Annotated in this window: 14 protein-coding genes and 1 pseudogene; 8 read left to right on the top strand and 7 right to left on the bottom strand. The window is 72.3% G+C overall.

Annotated features, from left to right (window positions below):
* Positions 1 to 4 precede the first annotated feature (4 nt).
* A complete protein-coding gene (locus ACFVH5_RS31125) occupies positions 5 to 493 on the bottom strand; it encodes a hypothetical protein (RefSeq protein WP_385837055.1) in 489 nt (162 codons plus the stop codon).
* Positions 494 to 876: 383 nt separating this feature from the next.
* Between ACFVH5_RS31125 and ACFVH5_RS31120 the strand changes: the two genes are divergently transcribed.
* The 4 genes from ACFVH5_RS31120 to ACFVH5_RS31105 all read left to right on the top strand — a co-directional run bounded on the left by ACFVH5_RS31120 (position 877) and on the right by ACFVH5_RS31105 (position 4,947).
* Positions 877 to 1,971 carry an MBL fold metallo-hydrolase gene (locus tag ACFVH5_RS31120; RefSeq protein WP_385837054.1) on the top strand — a complete coding sequence of 365 codons (1,095 nt, stop codon included), beginning with the start codon at positions 877 to 879 and terminating at the stop codon, positions 1,969 to 1,971.
* A 271-nt stretch (positions 1,972 to 2,242) separates the two neighbouring features.
* Positions 2,243 to 3,247: an alpha/beta fold hydrolase gene (locus ACFVH5_RS31115; protein ID WP_385837053.1), complete on the top strand. Its 1,005-nt coding sequence runs from the start codon at positions 2,243 to 2,245 to the stop codon at positions 3,245 to 3,247.
* Positions 3,248 to 3,266: 19 nt separating this feature from the next.
* The gene (locus ACFVH5_RS31110; RefSeq protein ID WP_385837052.1) at positions 3,267 to 4,091 is read left to right on the top strand and encodes an alpha/beta fold hydrolase; all 825 of its coding nucleotides are present in this window, start codon (positions 3,267 to 3,269) and stop codon (positions 4,089 to 4,091) included.
* Positions 4,092 to 4,158: 67 nt separating this feature from the next.
* Positions 4,159 to 4,947 carry an oxidoreductase gene (locus ACFVH5_RS31105; RefSeq protein ID WP_385837051.1) on the top strand — a complete coding sequence of 263 codons (789 nt, stop codon included), beginning with the start codon at positions 4,159 to 4,161 and terminating at the stop codon, positions 4,945 to 4,947.
* Here ACFVH5_RS31105 and ACFVH5_RS31100 read toward each other — a convergent pair.
* On the bottom strand, positions 4,934 to 5,524 hold the full coding sequence (locus ACFVH5_RS31100; protein ID WP_385837050.1) for a LuxR C-terminal-related transcriptional regulator: 591 nt from the start codon (positions 5,522 to 5,524) through the stop codon (positions 4,934 to 4,936). The genes ACFVH5_RS31105 and ACFVH5_RS31100 overlap by 14 nt on opposite strands.
* A 188-nt stretch (positions 5,525 to 5,712) precedes the next feature.
* Here ACFVH5_RS31100 and ACFVH5_RS31095 point away from each other — a divergent pair.
* Both ACFVH5_RS31095 and ACFVH5_RS31090 read left to right on the top strand, forming a co-directional pair.
* A pseudogene (locus tag ACFVH5_RS31095) lies at positions 5,713 to 7,197 on the top strand (BTAD domain-containing putative transcriptional regulator); the annotation flags it as partial.
* Positions 7,198 to 8,689: 1,492 nt separating this feature from the next.
* The gene (locus ACFVH5_RS31090) at positions 8,690 to 9,511 is read left to right on the top strand and encodes an alpha/beta fold hydrolase (protein ID WP_385837048.1); all 822 of its coding nucleotides are present in this window, start codon (positions 8,690 to 8,692) and stop codon (positions 9,509 to 9,511) included.
* 54 nt (positions 9,512 to 9,565) lie between these two features.
* Here the strand turns inward: ACFVH5_RS31090 and ACFVH5_RS31085 are convergent, their stop codons facing one another.
* The 5 genes from ACFVH5_RS31085 to ACFVH5_RS31065 form a co-directional block, all read right to left on the bottom strand.
* The gene (locus ACFVH5_RS31085; protein ID WP_385837047.1) at positions 9,566 to 12,508 is read right to left on the bottom strand and encodes a BTAD domain-containing putative transcriptional regulator; all 2,943 of its coding nucleotides are present in this window, start codon (positions 12,506 to 12,508) and stop codon (positions 9,566 to 9,568) included.
* Positions 12,509 to 15,298, bottom strand: coding sequence for an ATP-binding protein (locus ACFVH5_RS31080; protein WP_385837045.1), 2,790 nt, complete (start codon positions 15,296 to 15,298; stop codon positions 12,509 to 12,511). It lies immediately after the preceding gene.
* Positions 15,299 to 15,337: 39 nt separating this feature from the next.
* Positions 15,338 to 16,183 (bottom strand): BTAD domain-containing putative transcriptional regulator, encoded by an 846-nt coding sequence (locus ACFVH5_RS31075; protein ID WP_385837044.1) that lies wholly within the window; start codon positions 16,181 to 16,183, stop codon positions 15,338 to 15,340.
* Between the two features lie 82 nt (positions 16,184 to 16,265).
* Positions 16,266 to 19,043 (bottom strand): ATP-binding protein, encoded by a 2,778-nt coding sequence (locus ACFVH5_RS31070; RefSeq protein WP_385837042.1) that lies wholly within the window; start codon positions 19,041 to 19,043, stop codon positions 16,266 to 16,268.
* A gap of 55 nt (positions 19,044 to 19,098) precedes the next feature.
* Positions 19,099 to 19,800: a hypothetical protein gene (locus ACFVH5_RS31065; RefSeq protein WP_385837041.1), complete on the bottom strand. Its 702-nt coding sequence runs from the start codon at positions 19,798 to 19,800 to the stop codon at positions 19,099 to 19,101.
* Positions 19,801 to 19,918: 118 nt separating this feature from the next.
* On the opposite strand from ACFVH5_RS31065, the gene ACFVH5_RS31060 reads away from it, so the two are divergent.
* Both ACFVH5_RS31060 and ACFVH5_RS31055 read left to right on the top strand, forming a co-directional pair.
* Positions 19,919 to 20,200 carry a hypothetical protein gene (locus tag ACFVH5_RS31060; protein WP_385837040.1) on the top strand — a complete coding sequence of 94 codons (282 nt, stop codon included), beginning with the start codon at positions 19,919 to 19,921 and terminating at the stop codon, positions 20,198 to 20,200.
* A complete protein-coding gene (locus ACFVH5_RS31055) occupies positions 20,197 to 20,814 on the top strand; it encodes a hypothetical protein (protein WP_385837039.1) in 618 nt (205 codons plus the stop codon). Before ACFVH5_RS31060 ends, ACFVH5_RS31055 begins: the two co-directional genes overlap by 4 nt.
* The last annotated feature ends 61 nt before the right edge of the window (positions 20,815 to 20,875 follow it).

Genomic DNA, 20,875 nt, shown 5'->3' with positions numbered 1-20,875 from the left:
TCGGCTACCACCAGTCCGTGCACTGCACCGCCTGGCCGCCCCCACCGCCGCAGGCGCGGAAACGGTAGTCCGAGCTGTTGTCCGTCAACTTCGCGGCGCTGGTCAGCTGAAAGCCGTCACGGCTTGCGCGGAACGGTCCGCACTGGAGGTGGACGCTGCTGCCGCCGTCCAGCGTCCAGTCCATCCACACGTCGTCCCCGGTACGCGGGACCGTGAGCGCGGCGAATCCGTAGATCTTGTTGTCGATGCTGACGGCTCGCAGGCTGATGCGCCCGACGAGCCCCTGCGGGTCCGAAGGGCGCAGAATCTTGTCCCCCGGGCCGGCCGGGACACCGACCGTACTGTCGGAGATGTCGCGGAAGCCGTTGCTGCCACGCTCGCATTGGGCCGCGGTCGCCAGTGCCGTACCCGGCATGGCGACGGTGACTCCGGCTGCCAGCAGTACGCCGGCGGCGGCGGTGCAGGCTGCTTTGGCAATTGCACGTCCGGTCATGACGATGCCTTCCCCTCGGGCGACGAGCAGCGAGTACAGCGCTGCCTGTTGGCGCCGCGTGTGCCGAACCCCGGCGGCGCAGGTGCAAGGCAACCAGAGGAGACGGGGCCACTGTCCTGACACTTGTCAGGGTGTGCTGAAGCGACGGAGGTGAAGGCCGCCGCACGGCAGCCCGGTCCGGCACCGCGTCGCCTCGCACCGCGTCGCGCACCCGCCCCGCCCCGCCCTGTCGCGTCCCGGCCCGTCCTACGCGTCCACGTGGGGCGGCGCGAACGGTCAGCTTCTAGCGTCGTCCTGTCGCACGAGAACCACCACGTCCTCGCCGTGTGGGCGCCGCGTGCCGAACGATCCCGCATCGACGAACCGCGGAAGGAACCCCCGTCATGAACAGCTCCGGCACGCCCAGGGCCTCCACGCAGGCCACCAGAAGAACGTTCGTGAAGGCGGCCGGTGTCGCCACCGCCCTGCCCTTCGTCCCCGCCCTCGCCGACCTGGCCCTGGCCGGACCCGCCGAGGCGGCTGCGGCGGCCGGCCTGCCCGACTACGCGCCGGTGCCGGACGCGGCGGTCGGTCCCGCGCTCACCGACGGCTACTACGTGGGCCGTGTCGGGGGCCAGCTGTACTGGGTGACCGACGGCTACTACCAGGCCATGTTCCTCACCACCACCACCGGAGTCGTGGTGGTGGACGCGCCGCCGACCATCGGCCACAACCTGCTGCGGGCCATCCGCAAGGTCACCGACGCCAACGGCAGGCCGTCCGAGGTCACCCACGTCGTCTACTCGCACAGCCACGCCGACCACATCGGCGCCGCCGTCCTCCTCGGTCCCGACGCACGCCGTATCGCGCACGTGGAGACCGAGCGCTTCCTGCGCCGGGACAGGGACCCGAACAGACCGCTGCCCCACATCACCTTCAAGGACCGCTACACCCTCAGGGTCGGCGGGGAGACGCTCGAACTGGCCCATCACGGCCCGAACCATTCACCGGACAACATCTTCGTCCACGTACCGCGTTACAAGACGCTGATGGTGGTCGACGTCATCTATCCGGGGTGGGTCCCCTTCAAGAACCTGGCCGTCTCCCAGGACATACCGGCATGGGTCGAGGCCCACCAGGTGGCCATGAGATACCCGTGGCAGACCCTGGTCGGGGGACACCTGGGCCGGCTCGGTGTGCGCGCGGACGCCGTCGTCCAGCAGCACTACATCGACGACCTGGAACTCAGCGCACGGCAGGCCCTCGAATCGCTGGACCCCACGCCGTTCTTCGAGAAGTACGGGCCGACGGGCAACTCCTGGGCCATCTTCAAGACCTACCTCGACGCGGCGGCGCACCAGGCCGCACAGCCGGTCGTGGCGAAGTACGCGGGCCGGCTCGCCGCCGTCGACGTCTTCACCGTGGACAACGCCTTCGCCATGATCGAGTCCCTGCGCATCGACGCGGGACTCCTCGGACCGTTCGGCATCCGCCCGTAGCGCCACGGCTCCCGGCACCACGGCCCCTGCCACGGCCGCCGGCCCGTCTCCGACTACGTGAGTACGTGGGCCGGTCGCCCCGCACCGCGCCTAACGTCGTGTCCGACACCACGTGACACCACGCACTCCACGTGACCCGGCTTGCCCCGACATGCAGCACGCCGGTGGCCGCCCACACCGCGCCGCCCCGGCCCGCACCACCCACTCCGCACTTCGCACTCCGAACTTCGCCTCCGCACCCCGCGCTCCGCGGTCCGTCTAAGGAACCTTCATGCGATCACCCATGTCCCGTTCGTTCGCCCGCTCGCGCCCGACACTTCTCGCCCTGGCCGTGGCCACCGCGTTCACCGCGATCTTCGCCGGTGTGCAGGACTCCGCGGCCAGCGGCAGCCCGCGGGAGTACGTCGGCTCCGAACTGCGCGTCCCCGCCGGCTTCACCGAGCAGCGAGCCGAAGTGGGCGGCGTGCACATCAACTACGTGCGAGGCGGGCACGGCCCCACCCTCGTGCTGCTGCACGGCTACCCGCAGACCTGGTACGAGTGGCGCGACCTGCTGCCCGAGCTGAGCAAGCACTACACCGTCATCGCTCCCGACCTGCGGGGCGCGGGCAAGAGCGACGCCCCGGCCGGCGGCTACGACAAGAAGACGATGGCCGGTGACATCAACGGGCTGCTGCGCCAGCTGGGTCTCGACAAGGACATCCGGCTCGTCGGCCACGACATCGGCACCATGGTGGCCTACGCCTACGCCGCCGCCCACCCCCGCCAGGTGCATCAGCTGGTGCTGAGCGAGGCGCCGATCCCGGACGACGGGCTGTACGACTTCCCGTCGCTGACCGCGCAGGGCCCCGGCCTCTGGAACTTCGGCTTCTTCGACCTGAAGAACGGCCTGCCGGAGAAGCTCATCGACGGCAAGGAGGAGATCTGGGTCGACGGGTTCACCGACTCCCTCGAGGTGCAGAAGGACGGCGTCGGACCCGCCCAGGTCAAGGAGTTCGCCAAGTACCTCCGGGACGACGCGCATCTGCGCGCCAACCACGAGTGGTTCCGCGCCTTCCCCACGGACGTCGCGGACAACCTGGTCAACAAGAAGACCAAGCTCCCCATGCCGGTGCTGGCCATCGGCGCGAGCAACAGCATGCAGGACAAGGTCGAGGTACAGGCACGCTCGTACGCCCGGAACGTCACCGGCGGGGTCATCGCCGACTCGGGTCACTGGATCTACGAAGAGCACACCGCCGAGATGACGCGCCGTCTTCTCGACTTCCTCAACTAGACACGGAGAGCGAGCGACCATGCCGTACCAAGGTGGGCCGCCGTCCCGGCGGCAGGTCGTGGGGGCCGCGGGAGCGGCCACCGTCGCGCTGGCGACCTCATCGATTCCCGCCGCCGCACAGGCGGGACACCCCCGGACCGTGAAGCCCACCGTCGTCCTCGTGCACGGCGCCTGGGCGGACGCCGCGAGCTGGCAGGAGGTCACCCGGCGGCTCCAGCGCCGCGGCTACACCGTGCACGCGGCACCCAACCCGCTGCGCGGCCTCGCCGAGGACGCCGAGGCACTGAACAGCTTCCTCGCCCAGCGTGTGACCGGGCCGGTGGTGCTGGTCGGCCACTCCTACGGAGGGGCCGTGGTGACGAACGCCGTCACCCCCGCCGCCGACGTCAGAGCGCTCGTCTACGTGGACGCCTTCGTCCCCGAGCAGGGCGAGACCGTCCTCGGTCTGCAGGGCGAGGGAGCCGACCCCGCCGCGCTGTTCGACCAGGTGGTCCACGAGCAGCACGGCGAACAGACCGTCGACCTCTACATCAAACCGGCCCTGTTCGGCGAGGTCTTCGCAGGCGACCTGGCCCCCGCCACGGCGGACCTGCTGGCCGCCTCGCAGCGCCCCATCGCGCTGTCGGCGCTGCTGGAACCCTCGGGGCCGCCCGCCTGGAAGAACCTGCCGAGCTGGTACGTGCTCGGCACCAGGGACCACATTCTGCCGCCGGACCGGCAGAGGTCCATGGCTCGGCGGGCCCGCAGCCGCATCATTGAGGTCGCCGGGTCGCATCTCGTCATGCTGTCCCGGCCCGACGCCGTGGTCGACGTGATCGTGAGCGCGGCCCGCGGCACCGCTTGACCCGTACCGGCACAAGAACCCGGCTGCCTTCCGGCAGCCGGGTCCGTCCTCCTCCAGAAGGTCCGCGATGGAACTGAATCTGCAAGGCAAGAGCGCCGTGGTCACCGGCGCGGGCAAGGGCATCGGACTCGCCGTGACCCGGGCCCTGGTGGCCGAGGGCGTACGCGTCACCGCAGGCGCCCGCCACACGTCAGGACCGCTGTCCGAGCTGCGCGAGACCGGGAACGTCCACGTCGTCGAAGCGGACCTGGCGACCCCCGAGGGGCCGGGCGTCCTGGTGGAGGGGGCGGTGTCCGCGTACGGGCCGCCGGACATCCTGGTGAACAACGTGGGCGCGGTCCGCCCGCGGACGGGCGGCTTCGCGTCCGTCACCGACCAGGACTGGACGACCACACTGGAGATCAATCTCCTGTCGGCCGTGCGTGCCACGCGGGCGGTGCTGCCGCTGATGCTGGAACGCGGCTCGGGGACGATCGTCACGGTCGCGTCGGTGAACTCCAAGCTGCCCGACCCGCTGGTCATCGACTACAGCGCGGCCAAGGCGGCGCTGCTCAGTTTCAGCAAGTCCCTGTCGAAGGAACTGGGCCCCCGCGGAATCCGGGTCAACACGGTGAGTCCGGGCCCGGTGGCCACGGACCTGTGGTTGGGCGAGTCGGGGGTGGCCGCCGTCCTGGGGCAGGCCGGCGGGCTGGACGCGGAGACCGTGGCGGCCCAGGCCGCCAAGGACTCCGTCACGGGCCGCTTCACGCGCCCGGAGGAGGTGGCGGACCTGGTCCTGCTGCTCGTCTCGGACCGGGGCGGCAATGTCACCGGCTCCGACTTCGTCATCGACGGTGGAATGATCAGCACGTTGTGACCGGCAGGGGCGGTGGCGTGTGGAACGCCGCCGCCACCATGCGTGCCAGCTCCACCCGTGAATGGATCTGGAACTTCTGGAAGATGTGCCGCAGGTGGTAGTCCACGGTGTGGTGCGACACGGACAGCAGCGCGGCGGTCTGCCGGTTGGTCAGACCGCCGGCGACGTACTCGGCGACCAGCCTCTGCGACTCCGTCAGCTCGGCCCACCGCAGGCTCCGTACCCCGCCCGGCCCCGCGACGCGCGGCGGACGGGCGGGAGCGGGCGCGGTCAGCCGGACGACCGCTCCCACCAGGGCCCGTCCGGTCCAGATGCCCTCGCAGAACCGCGGTCGCGCCCCGGACTCCAGGGCCGGCGCCGACCGCGCCGGTGCCGTGTCCGCCGCCGGGGCCGCCGCCTCATGACGGGCCCATTCCCACAGCAGCGGGCGGTCGGCGACACGGGTCAGGGCCGCCGCCGGACCGTTCACCAGCAGCGTGCTCCCGCTGACGGCCACCACGGGGCCGTCGGTCGTGCGGCTCGCCCTGCGGAACCGCTCGTGCAGCAGCCGGGGGTTGTCGCTGGTCGTCAGGTGCATCGGGTCTCCAAAACGCTCCGCCGGGGGCACCGGCACCGGCGAAGTCCGGTTCCACGGCTGGTCGTTCGCCGTTCGAGCTCAGCCGATCCGCACGCTACGCAGGGCGTGGTGAGCGATCCGTGACCAGAAGGTGACCGGCCCCACCGGCCCGGCTCGGCACGCTCCGGGACCTCGTACACTTCGAACTTGTGCGTGTGACGGTTCTCGGCCCGCTCAGGGCATGGCGGGACGGGGAGGAGCTGGAACTCGGCCCGCCCAAGAGGAAGGCTCTGCTGGCACTCCTGCTGACACAGGCCGGCCAGCCCGTTCCGACCTCCGAGATCGTCGAATTCCTGTGGGGGGAGAGCGCCCCGGACAGCGCGGTCAATGTCGTGCACAGGCACGTCGGAACCCTGCGGAAGGCGCTGGGCCCGATCCTGGTACGGGCGTCCGGCGGCTACCGGCTCCATCTCGACACCGATCAGCTGGACCTGCTGCGGTTCCGCGCGCTGCGCGCCGACGCCGGAGAGAGCAGGCGGACGGGCGACGACATCGCGGCCCTGAAGCACCTGTTGGCGGCCCTCGGGCTCTGGCACGGGCCGGTCGCCGACGGGCTGCCGGCGCCGATGCGCGCCCACCCGCTGTTCGCGCGGGTCGAACGCGAGTACCCGGACGCCGTCAAGGAAGCCGTCGACACCGCCGTGGCCGCCGGTGACGTCCACCTGGAACGCGTACTGATGCCGCTGCGGCAGGCGGCCCAGGCGCATCCGCTGGACGAGGCGCTGCAGGCGCGGCTCGTCACCGTGCTGGCCCGTACCGGGCACGTGCTGGAAGCGCGGCGGAGCTACGCGGAGGTCAGCGGACGGCTGGACGAGGAACTCGGGCTGGAGCCCGGCCCGGAGCTGGCGGAAGCCGGGGAGCGTCTGGGCACGCGCTCGACCGGCCCGGCCGCCACGGGCACACCGGCCGTCCCGTCCGGCCCCACCCCGACCACCCCGACCGCGGCATCGACGGCGTCCGCGGCGAACGACGGCATCGTCCGTACGAGACCGGCTCAACTCCCCCCGGACCTGGGCGTCTTCAGCGGCCGGCACACGGAGATGGCCCTGGCGCGGAGCCTGCTGCCCGCGGACGGCCTGCCGGGGCGGCCCGTCGTCATCAGCGTCATCGGGGGCATGGCAGGAGTGGGCAAGACCACGCTGGCCGTCCACTGGGCCCACGAGGTCGCCCCGCGCTACCCCGACGGGCAGCTCTACGCCGACCTGCGCGGCTTCGACCCCGGCGGGGCGACGCCCGGCCCCGCGCAGATCCTGCGCACCTTCCTCGACGCGCTGGGCGTGGCGTCGGACCACATACCGCCGGGCATCGACGCCCAGGCGTCGCTGTACCGGAGTCTTCTGGTCGGCAGGCGGGTCCTGATCGTCCTCGACAACGCCAAGGACACCGAGCAGGTCAGGCCGCTGCTGCCGGGCGCGGGCGACTGCCTCGCCATCGTCACCAGCCGCACCTTCCTCTCCGGCCTGGTGGCCGAAGGCGCGCATCCCATCGCCCTCGACGTCCTGGACGACGTCGCCTCGCAGGCCCTGCTGACCCGTCGCCTCGGTGCGGAACGGCTCGCCGCACAGCCGGACGCGGTCAAGGACATCATCCACTCGTGCGCCGGCCTGCCGCTCGCCCTCGCGATCGTCAGCGCCCGGATGTCCATGAACCCCCACGGCGATCTCGGTGTCCTCGCGTCCGAGCTGACGGAGGAGGACGACCGTCTCGCCACGCTGTCGGCCGGTGATCCGTCCACCGATCTCGAAACGGTCTTCTCCTGGTCGTACCATGCGCTCTCCCCGCCGGCCGCCCTGCTCTTCCGCCGGCTCGCCCTGCACCCCGGGCCCGAGGTGTCCCTCGAAGCGGCGTCCAGCCTGCTCGGTCTGCCCCGGGACGAGGTGCGCCCCGTGCTCTCCGAACTGACCAGGGCCCACCTGCTCACCGAACGCTTCGCCGGCCGGTTCCTGTGCCACGACCTCCTGCGCGCCTACGCGGGCGACCTGCTCCGGACCCACGAGTCCGAGCAGGATCAGGTGTCGGCGCTGCGGCGGCTGCTCGACCACCTGCTGCACAGCGCGCACCACGCGGGGACCGTCCTCGCACCGCAGGGAGAACGGCTGACCCTCCCCGCTCCCGTCGACGGCGCTGTCGTGGCCGGGTTCCACAGCCGCGAACAGGCGGCGGACTGGCTGGAGACGGAGCGTGCCGTCATCCTCGCCGCGGTCGCCCACGAGCCGGCGCGCGTCCATACGGCCTCGCGGCGCTGGCAGTTGGCCGCGACCGTGGAACTGCACCTCGACCGGCTGGGCCGCTGGCAGGAGCAGCTCGCCCTCCAGTCGGCGGCGCTCGACGCCGCGGAACGTTCCGGAGACCCGGCCGGCCGCGCCCACGCCCACCGCGCCCTGGGGTTCGTCCACGGCCGCCTCGGTGACGCCGGGGCGGCCACCGAGCACCTGACCGCCGCCCTGGACCTGTTCCGGGCGGTGGCCGTCCCGGCCGGCGAGGCCAGGACACGGCGTTATCTGGCCTTCCAGGCGAACAAGGCCGGCCGGCACGAGGACGCGCTCGTCCACTACGGGCTCGCCCGCACCCTGTACGCGGAGGCGGACCTGGGCGGCCGCATCGGACAGGCCCAGGTGCACAACGAGGTCGGCTGGACCCACATCCTGCGGGGCGACCACGCGCGGGCGCTGGTCGAATGCCAGCAGGCGATCGACCTCCACCGGGAACTCGGCAACCCGAACGGTGAGGCCGCCGCCTGGGACAGCCTCGGCTACGCCCACCACTATCTGGCGGCGCACGAGCGGGCCGTCGACTGCTACCGCCAGGCCCTGACGCTCTACCGCGGCCTGCACGACGCCTACCTCGAAGCCGACACCCTGGTCCACATCGGCGACAGCCAGGAGGCCGCGGGAGCGCACGCCGAAGCCGGTGTGTCCTGGCGGCAGGCCCTGCGGATCCTCGAACACCTGGGACACCCGGACGCGGCGGCGGTACAACAGCGCCTGGTCCACTGACCAGGACGCGTCCGCACCTTTTGGTCACCTCGCCCCGGCTACCTTGTCCGCGCTGCCGAGCCGGCCTCGCCCCCGCACCGCGCCGGCACACCTGGCAGCACCTCGACGGCATCCGGAGGGACATCAGGTCATGCCCACGTTCACCACGTCGGACTGTGTCGACATCCACTACAAGGACTGGGGCAGCGGGCAGCCCGTCGTCTTCAGCCACGGCTGGCCGCTGAACGCGGACGCCTGGGACGGGCAGTTGCTGCTGGTCGCGGGCAGCGGCTTCCGGGGCATCGCCCACGACCGGCGCGGGCACGGCCGCTCCGGCCAGTCCTGGGGCGGCAACCACATGGACCGTTACGCCGACGACCTCGCCGAACTCCTGGAGACCCTCGACCTCCGCGACGTCGTCCTGGTGGGACACTCCACCGGCGGCGGTGAGGTCGCGCGCTACCTCGGCCGCCACGGCACGGACCGGGTGGCCAGGGCGGTCCTGCTCGGAGCGGTTCCGCCGTTGATGCTCCGGACGGACGACAACCCCGGCGGACTTCCCCTGGAGACCTTCGACCGCATCCGCGCGGGTGTGCGGGCCGACCGGTCCCAGTTCTACTGGGAGTTGAGCGAGAGCTTCTACGGATTCAACCGCTCCGGCGCGGCCGTGTCCGAGGGGGTCCGCCGCGCCTTCTGGCTGTGGAGCATGCAGACCGGGCTGAAGGCGGCCCACGACTGTGTCGGGCAGTTCTCGGAGACCGACTTCCACGCCGACCTGGCCGCGTTCACCGTTCCGACGCTCGTGGCGCACGGCGGCGACGACCAGATCGTGCCCGTGCACCTGTCGGCGGAGCGCACCGCGGGACTCCTGCCCGACGCCGTTCTCAAGGTGTACCCAGGCGCCCCGCACGGGCTGGTGGGCGCGTACCGGGAAGCCTTCGAGGCGGACCTGCTGGCCTTCATCAGGGACTGACACACAGCCGCCGGTGCTGTGCCCGGTCCCGTGAGTCCGGTCGGTCCGCTCGGTCTAGGCGGCGTTCACGGTGGTGGACAGCTTCTCCTGGATCTCGGCCGCCCAGTCGGGATCGATCGGCGTGAGGATCTCGACCGCCTGACGCCATCGCGCGCGGGCGTCCTCGGCGGCGCCCGCCAGAGCGAGCGTGTCGCCGAGGCGGCTGAGACTGCCGGCCTCGTTGTAGCGGTCTCCGCCCGCCCGCAGAAGGCGGACCGCGCGTTCGTAACAGCGCACGGCCCGGCGGAGGTTGCCGAGATGATGATGGGCGAACGCCAGGGTGTCCCAGGTGTTCCCGTGCCCCGAGCCGCCGCCCGCGGCCATCCGCCGGTAGAGCATCAGCGACCGCACGGCGCTCACGACCGCGTCGTCGTACGCTCCCAGCGACGCCTGGTACCAGGCGAGGGCGTTGAGCGAGTCGGCCTGCGCACTGGGGTGACCGGCGGCGCGGTAGAGGTCGAGCGCGCGCTGGGTGTGCTCGATCGCCAGCACGTCACGTTCGGTACGTGTCATCAGCCAGCCGAGCTGCCGAAGGCAGTGCGCCTGTCCCACCCGGTCGCCGAGCGCCTCGAACAGCACGAGGGCCTGGGACAGATGTTCCTCGGCCGACCCGTACCGGCGCAGCAGGGAGTGCGCGCGTCCGAGGCCCGCGTGCGCGTGGGCCACGCCGAGCGGTTCGCCCGACTGCTGAGCGGCGGCCAGCGCGGTCACTTGGAGGTCCGCCCAGTCGTGCCAGTGGCCCACCCGTTCGTACATGGAGTCGAGCAGACGGGCGAGCCGCCAGGCGTCGTGCGGCCGGCCGTCCTGGACGGCCTGGCGCACGACCGCCGTCAGCGTGAGGCGTTCCTGCTGGAACCACCGCACCGCGGCTTCCACGCTGGTCGGCCCGGCTGCCGCGGGCGGCCCGATCCCGGCGGGGACGGTGACGAGATGGGCCGGGTCCAGCAGCCGCAGAGCCGCGTGGGCCGTCTGCACGTAGTGCCGGAACAGCCGGTCGTGCGCCGCGTCCCTGTCGTCGGCGGTGTCGTACGAGTCGGCCGCCTCCCGTCCGTAGGCGCGCAGGAGGTCGTGCAGACGGTGACGGCCCCCCGCCTCCTCGGCGACGAGATGCGCCCGTACGAGTTCGGCCAGCGAAGGGCGGGTCCTGCGGACGGTGAGCCCGCCCAGGGCGGCGGCGGAACGGACGTCGAACGTCGCTCCCGGATGTAGCGACAGCAGGCGGAACAGGCGGGCCGTGTCGTCGGAGAGCGTGTGGTACGACCAGCCGAACACGGCCCGGATGTCGGTGGACCGGTCCGCGCCCTCGAAGGCGTCGAGGCTGCCCTTGGCCTCCAGCAGTTGTTCGGCCATGGCGCCGAGCGGCAGGCGGGGGTTCATCAGGGCCCGCGCCGTGATGACGGAGAGGGCCAGCGGGAGCCGGCCGCACAAGGAGATGATCGTCTCCGTCGCCTCGGGCTCGGCGTCGACCCGGTCGGCACCGAGCCGCCGTACGAGACTGTCCCGGGCGCTCTCGGTGGACATCACGTCGAGTGCCAGCGGGTGCGCGCCGTGCGCCGCCACCAGACTGCTCAGCTGGTTGCGGCTCGTGATGAGGACCAGGCAGCCCGCGGAGCCGGGGAGAAGCGGCCGGACCTGTTCCGCGTCGCGGGCGTTGTCGAGCAGGACCAGCATGCGGCGGTCCGCGAGGAAGCTCCGGTAGAGCGCGGCCTGGGCGTCGAGCCCGTCGGGGATCTGCTGCGGGGAGACACCCAGGTTCTCCAGGAAGCCGCGGATCGCCTCGGCGGGGGTCATGGCCGATCCGTTGAGATCGAAGCCACGGAGATTGACGTAGAGCTGCCCGTCGCGATAGCGGTCGGCCACGCGGTGCGCGAGGTGGATGGCGAGGGTGGTCTTGCCGACGCCGGCCATACCGCCGATGGCGCTGATGATCATCGTGGGGGAGGCGGGAGGGGTGCGGTCGCCGCCCGTCAGCTGCCGCAGCAGACTGTCGACTTCGGCCTCCCGCCCGACGAAGTCCGCCGGAGCGGCGGGCAGTTGGGCGGGGCGGGGGAGAAGGGAACTGTGTCTTCGCTGGAGCGGCTGATCGAGCGGCTGATCGAGCGGCTGCTCGGGCTGCCGGTCCGACCGCCGCGCGGCCTCGGCCAGCACCTGTTGCTGCGCTTCCCCCAGCACGGCGGAGGGCTCGACCCCCAGTTCTGTACGAAGGCGGTCGCGCAGACGCTGGAAGACATCGAGGGCCTCGGCCTGCCGGCCGGACGCGGACAGGGCGAGCATCAGCTTGCTGTGCAGGGGCTCGTCGAGCCGGTGCTGGTCCGCCAGCGTCTGCAAGGGGCCGAGGACCGGACCGGCCCCGCCGTGCCGCAGGGCGAGGTCGGCCGCCTCCACGGCGACCGTCAGCCGCTCGTTGTCGAGCTGGGTGAACAGCGGATGGGCCCGCACCTCGGCGCTGATACCGGCCGCCACGGGGCCCCGCCACAGGCCGAGAGCCTCGACGTACAGGCGCACTGCCCGGTCGGTGCGCCCCTCGTCGCGGGCCTCACGTGCGCGCGCGTAGAGCGCGCGGAAGCGCAGGAGGTCGAGGGAGTCCTCGTCCACGTCGATCCGGTAACCGCCGCCGCCTCCCACCAGCCACCGTCCCGGGGCCATGCGGGGGAGATCCGGCTGGATCATGCGGCGCAGCGATCCGGCGTAACGGCGGATGACGTTCGTCGCGCTGGCCGGTTCGGTGCCGCTCCACAGCAGGCCGATCAGCCGGGACAGCGGCATGGCCCGGCCCGCGCCCGCCAACAGGACGGCGAGCAGGGCTTGTTGCTGCGGAGGTCCCGCGTGCAGTTCGGTTCCGTCCCGCCACACCCGCACCGTGCCGAGTACGGCGAAGCGCACCTCGGGCGGGGACGGCGGAGCGGCCGGGGTGCCGTCCTCGTCCACGGTCTCGTCCACGGTCCTGAAATCGTTCACTCAGTCGGCCGACCGCAGCAGGTGTCCCAGAGCGGTGCGAGAGGTGACGCCCAGCTTCGGAAAGATGCGGTGCAGATGGTTGCTGACCGTCCGGTGGGACAGATGGAGTCTTTCGCCGATCTCCCGGTTGGTGAGCCCCTCGGCCGCCAGCGTGGCGATCTGCAGCTCCTGCGGGTTCAGCAACTCGTGCGCGCGGGGGACCCGTTCCGAGCCGGCCTCACCGGAGGCGCGCAGCTCGCGGCGGGAACGCTCGCTGAAAGCGACGGCGCCCAGCGCGTCGAACGCGTCGCGGGCGGCCCGCAGGGGGCCGCGGGCCTGGGCGTCACGGCGCCTGCGGCGCAGCCATTCGCCGTAGGCGAGCTGCGTGCGGGCGCGGGCGAAGGGCCAGCGCGTCAGATCGGCGGCCAGTGCCTCCAGGAAATGGCGCTCGGCGTCCTCGTCCTCGTGAGCCAGTACGGCCCGTGCGAAGCGCACCCCCACGTGCAGGGCCGTCGAAGGGGTCTTGCGGGCGATGACCTCCATCCGGCGGACGAGGTCCCGGACCTCCTCCGTGCGGTGGGCCCGCTGCGCGACGTCGACGAGATCGATCAACGCGTAGTACCGCAGGGTGGGGTGGTAGGCGGCGGCGGCCGGATCCTGGAGTTGCCGCAGGTGCTGCAGTGCCTCGTCGAACGCCCCGCGGGCCGCCGCCACTTGGGCGAGAGCCATACGGGCGGTGGCGAGAACGGGCCGGGCGCGCAGGCTGCTGCCGAGGTCGATCGACTCCTGCGCCAGTCGCTCGGCGTCTTCCAACTCGCCTTGCAGCGCCGCGATCAGGGCTTTCGTGCAGCGTGCCGTCCCCTGCAGCAGGGTCTGGCCGGTCTCCTGGCTCAGCCGGTCGGCCTCCGCGGCCGACGGGACGGCCACGGCCAGGTCGCACAGCAGAGCGGCGCTCCACCCCCGGGCCGCGAGTGCGCCGACCAGCTGGAACAGCCTTCCCTGGGCCCGCAGTCCGGACAGGGAGGCGGCGGAGAAGCCCGCGGCCAGGTCGAACGCGCCGACCAGGACCGCCGCCGTACCGAGGAACCGGTCGGCGGTGGCGTCGCCGCTGGGATGGGCCGCCCAGTGCCTCAGCCGTGCGATGACGTGGGCTCCCTGTGTCATCGGCGCGGTGTAGGCCAGGATGGCGAGGACCTGCGGCTCGTTGTCGAAGGGCAGGCGCAGGGCGAGGTCGGCCACGTACCGGGCGGCGTCCTCGCCGCTCTCCAGCCAGAAGTTGCGCCGGGCCGCCGTCCACAGGATCCGCAGCGCGAGTCCGGTGTCGCCGCCGGAGGCCACCTCCTCGGCCAGGGCCGCTAGGGCGTAGGCATCGGCGTCGGCGTGCACGTTCTCCTGGAAACGGGCGGACGTCCAGGTGACCCGGGCCTGCTGTTGTGCGGTCAGCGGGTCCGAGGCCGCCCGGTTCAGCAGGCGGACCACCTCGTCGTGCCGCCCCGACTCCACGGCGATGTCGGCGGCGTGCAGCAGCAGTTCGGTCCGGTGTTCCGGCCGGCCCGCCAGCCGTGCGGCGTGTTCCAGCGCGCTGACGGCCGACATGACACCGCCGGGCCGTTCGATCCGGCGGTTCGCCTCCTCCAGCGCGGCGGCGACGACGTCGGCCGGTGACGGCTGCGCGGTCACCGGCTGCCGGATCCGGCGTTCGGTCCGATGGTCCAGTACCTTCGCCAGCGCCGCTCGCACCGCGTGGTGCCGGCGCGTGCTCGTCCCGGAGAGGACGGCGGCGCGCATGAGCGGGTGGCGGAAGCGCAGTGCGTCGCCGGACAGGGTGATGAGGTGGGCGTCGACGGCGGGTGCCAGGTCCTCGACGCCGGCCGGTTCCCCGTCGACCAGCCGTGCGACGTCGAGGATCTCCGTGAGCGGGCTGCCGTCGTCGACGGCGGCGATCACCAGGAGGGTCCTCGTTCGCGAGGGCAGCGCCGCGACTCTGCTGCGGAAAGCTTTCTCCAGCCGGGTGGACAGCGGCAGCCACGCCGTGGTCACCGCGGTCGCCGCGTGGCCCTGCCGGGCGGCGCGCGTCAGCTCCGTCAGGGCGAGCGGATTGCCTCCCGCCTCCGCCAGCACCCGTTCCCGCAAGCTGGGAGAAAGGCCCGGGGCCTGGCCGTCGACGACATCGGCGGCGTGGGCCGCGTCGAGCGGCTTCAGTGCCAGGGTGGGCAGACCGGCGTTGTTCAGCGGCGAGTCGAGGCCTTCTCGGAGCGCGGCGAGCAGCGCGACCGGTTCCGAGGCGAGCCTGCGCGCCACGAAGGCCAGCGCGGTGGCGCTCGCCGCGTCCAGCAGGTGCAGGTCCTCCACGACGAGCAGGAGGGGGAGTCGAGTGGCGGCCTCCGCCAGCAGGCCGAGGGTCGCCAGGGCCACCGGGAACGGATCGGCGGTGTCCGCGTCGTCGTGCTTGTCCTTGTGCTTGTCGTTGTCCTCGGCGTCGACGGCCCCGGTTTCGTCGAAGGCGCCGGAGTCGAAGGCCCCGGCGAGGGCCGCCCGTTGAGCGGGCGGCAGCGCGGCGCCGTGGGAGCGTACGGAGGCCAGCAGACGGCTCAGACCGGCGAACGGCAGGTGGGCGTCCCGCTCGGTGGCGACGGTCGTCAGCACGCGGACGTCCGCGGGGGCGAGCCCGGTGAGCAGGTGCTCCAGCAGTGCGGTCTTGCCGATCCCGGGTTCCCCCGAGATCAGGAGCGCCCCACCACTGCCCGCGCGTGCACGGTCGACGACAGCCGTGACGGTGGCGAGCTCGGGACCCCGTCCGATGAGTGCCACTCTGCTCGATTCTCGAACTGATGATCTTTTTCGCTCAGTCTACGTCGTGACCGACGGGCGCTCCAGCGTCCGCCGTCCGTCCTGGACGCGCTCCCACGTCAGGGGAACCGGGGCGCCGGGTCCGGTGGACGGTGCGACGGCGTCCAGGAGCGCGGAGCGCAACTGAGGGCCTGGACCGATGCCCAGGTCGTCGCGCAGCCGGGTCGAGACGTCGTTGTACACGGCGACCGCCTCCGCCCGGTTCCCGGTGGCCGTCAAGGCCGTCATCAGCTTGGCCTGCAACGATTCATCCAGCGGGTGGTGGTCGGCGACCCGGTACAGCTCGTCCACCAGCAGGGCGCCGCAGCCGCCCCGCAGTGCCGCGTCGGCCGCGTCCTTGGCGGTCGCCAGCCGTTCCCGGTCGAGCGCGCCGAAGACGGGATGGCCCCGTACCTCGGCCGGTATGTCCGCCGCCGCGGGCCCGCGCCACAACCGCAGCCCGTGGACGTAACTCTCGACGCCCTGCCGGTGATCCCCCTCACGGCAGTGCTCGCGCGCCCGGGTCCTCAGCCGCCGGAACGTCACCAGGTCCAGGCGGCCGTCCGGCAGGGCCAGCCGGTAGGTCCCGGCCTGGCCCAGCAGCCACTGCCCGGCCGCCAGGGACGGCAGTTCCGGTTCGAGGACCCTGCGCAGTTCACCGACGTACCGCCGGATCAGATTGACGGCGCTCGGCGGCGGCGATTCGCTCCACAGCACGTCCACCACCTCGTGCAGGGCGGTCGCCTCACCCGCGCGCGCGAGCAGCAGCGCCAGCAGGGAACGCTGCCGCGGTGGCCCCGCGGCCAGGGCCACGCCGTCCCGCCGTACCTGCAACGCTCCCAGTACTCCGAAGCTCATCTGTCCCATGGGAAATACGCTAAGGCCGAGCGGGTGTCCGTCGCGTACGTCAGATGACGCTCACCTTTGACCCTCACCTCGAATGTGACCCTCACCTCGAAGCGTCGTGGTATTCCGCTCTCCGCTCGGGAAATACCGAAGCCAGAGCGGCCCGTGACGAGATACCCAGTTTCGGAAAAACGCGGTGCAGATGAGTGCTCACGGTGCGGGGGGAGAGATAGAGCCGCTCCCCGATCTCCCGATTCGTGAGTCCCTCGGCCGCCATCCGCGCGACCTGCGACTCCTGCCGCGTCAGCCGGTCACGCGCGGCCGGTTCGCGGCGTCTGCTGAATTCCCCGGAGGCCAGGAGTTCCTGGCGGGCCCGGTTCGCCCACGGAACGGTTCCCAGCGCGTCGAACGCGTCCTCGGCGGCGCGCAGTTGCCCGCGGGAGTCCATGGCCCGCCGCTGACGCCGCAGCCACTGCCCGTAGGCCAGTCGCAGGCGCGCGCGGTCGAAGGGCGAGGTGCAGGAGGCGTCGTCCAGCGCCGCGCGGAAGAGACCCTCGGCGTCCGTGTCCTCCGCCAGTGCCGCGCGGGCGTAGGCCAGGCCGCTGTGCATCCCCGGGGACGGCGTAAGGGACGCGGCCCGCGCCAGTCCCGCGATCACTGAACGCGCCGAGTCCCGCTCCCCGCAGTGCACGGCGGCGTCGGTCAGCTCGATCAGCGCGTAGCAGCGCAGGGCGGTCTGGTGGGCGGGATCCTTCGGGTCGTGCATCCGCCGGAGATGCCCGTAGGCCTCGTGGAAACGCCCCGCCCCCATCGCGGCCAGCCCGCGCGCCAGTTGCACGGTCGCGAGGACGGGCCGCGCCGCGACCGGCAGGGCGATGTGCTCCGCCTCTCCGGCGAGTTCGAGGGCGCGTGCGGACCGGCCCCGCAAGGCCGCGGTACGGGCCTCGGTCGCGAGACCCAGTGCGTGGAGATAGGTCTGCCCGGTGTCCCGGGCCAGCCGGGTCGCTTCCTCGGCGACCGCGGCGGTCGACGTGAGCTGCGCCAACTGGGCTCCGCTCCACGCCTGCACCCCCCACGCCCTGGCGGCGAGCCCCAGACGTCCTTCCGCCCGCAGACCCGGAGCCGACGTCCTGGACAGGCGCTGCGCCAGCTCGAACTCACCGACCAGGAGGGCCGCGCCGCCGAGGAGACGTTCCGCCCGGGGATCGCCCGCGGTCAGTGCCGCGGCACGCCTCAGACCGCTCACCACCCGTCGGCCGCAGTCGATGGGCTGCGCGTGGGCGATGATCGCGAGCAGCGACGGATCGCTGTCGGACAAGGGCAGTTCGTCGGCGAGCGCGACGATGCCGTGCCGTGCGACCGGCCCCGGTTCGGACCAGAAGCAGCGCTGGGCGGCACTCCCCAGGATGCTCACGGCGAGATCGACCTGGCCCTCCGCGAGAACGGTCCGGGCCAGCCGTGTCAGAGCGGCGGCCCCTTCGGAGGCGTCCCGCATCCCGTCCTCCGGGCTGCCCTTGATCCACTGCAGACGGGCACGCTGTCCGGGCGCCGTGGCCCAGGGCTCCGCCGCCTCCAGCAGCCGGGTGACGAGATGGTGCCGACCGGCGTCGACGGCCTGGGCGGCGGCCCTGAGGAGCCGTTCGCCCCGTCGTGCGGTGTCGCCGCTCAGTCTGGCCGCCTGCTCCAGGGCCTTGACCGACTCGTCGGCGTCACCGCGGCGCCGGGCCCGGTGGGCGGCCTCGTCGAGCCGTACGGCCAAGCTCTCGTCGGGCCGGGTGGCCGCCGCGGCCTCGTGCCAGGTCTGCCGGTCGGAGCCCGCCGGGACGCAGCGGGCCAGCGCGGCATGCGCCGCCCGGCGCCGGTCCGCGGGCGTGCTCTGGCGGATCGCCGACGGCGTCAGCGGATGACGAAAACGGACGGTGTCGGCGTCGGCCTCCAGGACGCCCGCGGCCCTCGCCGGTGCCAGGTCGGCCGCCTCGACCCGCACCGCACCCTGGAGCGAGGCCGCTTGCAGGATCTCCGGGAGAGAGGCACGGTCGTCGCACGCGGCCACCAGCAACAGCCGGCGGGTCGACGGGGGCAGGGTGTGCAGACGGCCGGTGAAGGCGTCCAGGAGACGCCGGGACAGCGGGGTCCAGGGGCCGGTGGCCGGGCCGGTGGCCGGGCCGGAGGACCCCGGGCCCGCCACGGTGCCCGCCAGCTCCGTCAGCGCGAGGGGGTGGCCCGCCGCTTCCCGCAGCAGAACCGCGCGGGTCGAGGAGGGCAGCTCCGGGGCCCGTACGTCGACCAGGGCGGCGGAGGCCTCGGCGGAGAGCGGACCCACCGCCAGTTCGCGTACGCCGGTCGAGGCCAGCGGTGAGGGACAGCCGTCGCGCAGCGCCGCCAGGAGCAGGACGGCCTCGGACTCCAGCCGCCGGGCGAGGAGGGCGAAGACCTCCGCGCTGGCGCGGTCGAGCCGGTGGACGTCGTCGATCACCAGCATCACGGGGGAGTGCGCGGCGGCACGGGCCAGCAGATCGAGGGCGGAGAGGGCCACCGGGAAAGGGTCGGGGGCGGTGGAGCCCCGCACTCCGAGCGCACCCTCCAGGACGTCGCGCCGCGCTGCCGGCGACTGCGCGGCGAAAGAGCGCACCGGATAGACCAGTTGATGCAGGCCGGCAAAAGGAAGAAGCGCCTCCGATTCCACGCCGACCGCCCGGAGAACACGTACACCGTTCTCCGAGGCGTGCGAAGCGGCCGTTTCCAGCAGGGCGGTCTTGCCGATTCCGGGTTCGCCGCGCAGGAGAACCGCTCCGCCGCCGTTCCGGAGTGCCCCGATCTTTTCGTGGAGACAGTCGGTCTCTTTTTCGCGACCGAACAGATCATGGGGATGTGAATCCACCGTCTGGGCACCTCCAGAGAATGAGCGCAGAAAACGAATTCCGCAGAATCTCCGTTTACGGCGACACGGATTTCTGCCCTGTCGGACCGACCGCGAACCAGGTCCCTCCGACGCCCTGACCGTTCGCGTCCCCCGCCTTGCTGTCACCCGAGAAGCGGTAGACGGGCCAGCCGCCGACCGTCAGCTGCACCGATCCGTCGTCCCGGCGGATCGCGCCCACCTGCTTCTCCTCCACCCCGGCCAGGTAGACGCTGCCGCCCTCCTCGATCGTCACGGGCGGCCAGGTGGTGGCGCACTCGCCCGCGCACGTCGACTTGGACGGTTCGGCGGTGTCCTTGTCGAACCGGTACAGGGTCGCCTGGTTGATGTTGATCAGATGGGTGCCGAGCGCGGGCGACCGCACCGCGGCCAGCTGCACCCACTTCGGCGGCGCCTCCTGGACCACCTTGCCGGTGACCGTGCCGCCGGTCCCCTTGAGACCGTTGTCCGCGGCGGTGCTGTCCACGACCTGCAGACCGGTGTTGCCGGCGGCCGGGGGAACGGAGGACTGCTGACCGGCCGGGGGATTCGAGGACTGCTGCCCGGCCGGCGGTGCCGAGGACTCCTGACGGGACGGGGCGGCTGCGGGAGTGTCCGAGGAACCGCCCACCGAGACGGTCTTGCCGCAGCCGGTGGCCAGCGACAGTCCGCACAGGACGAGAGCGGTGAGTGCGGCCCTGGTGAACGGACCGTGTGTCGAGGTGCTGTTGAGAATCACATCGCCATCACGAGACGGACGACCGAAAGGTTCACCACATCCGCGCCGAACGTTCCGGGTCTCCGCATCGTGTTCCCGGCGAGGCAGAGCACGCGACCCGATCAGCGGCAGGACTGTGATGGCTGACATTTTCATCCCCGGCACGGAACTCGACGAGGTCCGTCGGTCCCTCGGGATCGTCATGGACAACATCGACATCGGCAACGCCGGCATCGACTTCGAGCGCGCGCTGGGCTACCCGCTCGTCGACGCGGCGCGCAACTTCGAGGACCGGTGGAGCGACGGCCGCACCCAGGTCCGGCGGGAGGCGAAGGGCATCAGGGACGCCGCCGAGAACATCAACGACCAGTTCACCCGGACGGACAACGACGCCGCCGCCAACCTTGGAGCGCCCCGATGAACGCCCCCGACCGCTTCGTCCTCCAGGTGCCCGGGTCCTGGCCGGACGCGGACCTCAGCGGGGAGTCGCTGGCCGAGCTGCGCGCCGCCGCGCTGGCCCGCACGGACGACCCCCGGCAGAAGGCGGCCGTCAACGACATGTTCCGCCAGGGCCGCGAACTGGTGCGCGCCGCACGCAGACACGGCGCGCTCTACGGAGCCGGCACGGTCACCCTCTTCGACGAGGGCGTGTTCATGGCCAACGTCATGGTCTTCGCCGTGAGCGCCCCCGAGGGCCGGGAGCTGAACCTGGCCACCCTGTCCGCCCAGTTGGGCGGACAGGCCGCCAAGGGAAAGGCGCTGTCGAACCGAGTGGTCACCTCGGTCGAGATCCCCGAGGTGGGGACGGCGGCACGGGTGACAGCCGTGGAGGAGGTGTCACTGACCGCCGACGTCAGAATGAAGGTCCTCACCATGCACACGGTGATCCCGGTGCCCACCGCGCCGAGGAACTACCTCCTGGTGTCCTGCAGCAGCCCCAACCTGCCCCTCAGGACGGACGTGTACGACCTCTTCGACGCCATCACCCACACGTTCCGCTATGTGCGCACCGCGGAGGAGCCGGCGGCCGTGTGAGGCGAGGCCGGGACGCGCGGGCAGGACCTATGACAGGACCTATGAGGAGTGGGGTGGAGGC

Origin of the sequence: Streptomyces sp. NPDC127119 (assembly GCF_042677425.1) — a bacterium.
GTDB lineage: Bacteria > Actinomycetota > Actinomycetes > Streptomycetales > Streptomycetaceae > Streptomyces.
This window is presented reverse-complemented; position numbering and strand designations above follow the sequence as displayed.

Coding starts and splice junctions, on each gene's coding strand:
- ACFVH5_RS31110 (WP_385837052.1), top strand. CDS start 3,267: ATGCCGTACCAAGGTGGGCCGCCGTCCCGGCGGCAGGTCGTGGGGGCC.
- ACFVH5_RS31100 (WP_385837050.1), bottom strand. CDS start 5,524: ATGCACCTGACGACCAGCGACAACCCCCGGCTGCTGCACGAGCGGTTC.
- ACFVH5_RS31055 (WP_385837039.1), top strand. CDS start 20,197: ATGAACGCCCCCGACCGCTTCGTCCTCCAGGTGCCCGGGTCCTGGCCG.
- ACFVH5_RS31120 (WP_385837054.1), top strand. CDS start 877: ATGAACAGCTCCGGCACGCCCAGGGCCTCCACGCAGGCCACCAGAAGA.
- ACFVH5_RS31060 (WP_385837040.1), top strand. CDS start 19,919: ATGGCTGACATTTTCATCCCCGGCACGGAACTCGACGAGGTCCGTCGG.
- ACFVH5_RS31105 (WP_385837051.1), top strand. CDS start 4,159: ATGGAACTGAATCTGCAAGGCAAGAGCGCCGTGGTCACCGGCGCGGGC.
- ACFVH5_RS31115 (WP_385837053.1), top strand. CDS start 2,243: ATGCGATCACCCATGTCCCGTTCGTTCGCCCGCTCGCGCCCGACACTT.
- ACFVH5_RS31075 (WP_385837044.1), bottom strand. CDS start 16,183: ATGGGACAGATGAGCTTCGGAGTACTGGGAGCGTTGCAGGTACGGCGG.
- ACFVH5_RS31090 (WP_385837048.1), top strand. CDS start 8,690: ATGCCCACGTTCACCACGTCGGACTGTGTCGACATCCACTACAAGGAC.
- ACFVH5_RS31125 (WP_385837055.1), bottom strand. CDS start 493: ATGACCGGACGTGCAATTGCCAAAGCAGCCTGCACCGCCGCCGCCGGC.